Source organism: Streptomyces sp. BE303 (assembly GCF_036290945.1).
Taxonomy (GTDB): domain Bacteria; phylum Actinomycetota; class Actinomycetes; order Streptomycetales; family Streptomycetaceae; genus Kitasatospora.
Genome location: NZ_JAQYWZ010000046.1, coordinates 1 through 455 on the forward strand (window position 1 = coordinate 1; position 455 = coordinate 455).

The 455-nt window shown below is 70.1% G+C and carries 1 protein-coding gene; it reads left to right on the forward strand.

What is annotated here, in order from left to right; all coding sequences use genetic code 11:
• The coding region (locus PUR56_RS00140; RefSeq protein WP_329947328.1) for a hypothetical protein at positions 1–455 on the forward strand (455 nt) is incomplete at both ends.

Consider the following 455-nt stretch of genomic DNA (forward strand, 5'->3'; position numbering starts at 1 on the left):
GCCGACGCCGCCCCGGACCTGGAGGTCCTCGGGACCGACGAGGACGGGCACGCCGGCGCGGCCCGCGCCGCCGCCGCGCACGCCTTCGACCTGGCCACCGAGAACCCGCACCGGGCCACCCTGTTCGCCCACGGCGACCAGGACCACGACCTGCTACTCACCAAGCACCACCGCGCCACCGACGGCTGGACGAAGGCCCCCCAGTACAACCCGCACCAAACCCCCCACAACAAAAAACCCCACCCCCCCCGCCACCCCCCCCACCCCCCCCACCCCCCCCACCACGACCCCCCCGACCCCCACCACCACACCCCCCCCCCCCCCCACCCAAAAAAACAAAACCGCCCCCCCACCACAAAACAAAAAACCCACACAAAAAAACCACAACCCACACCACAAACACCCACCCCCCCACCCCCACCCAACCAACCACACAACCCCCCCCAACAACCAAC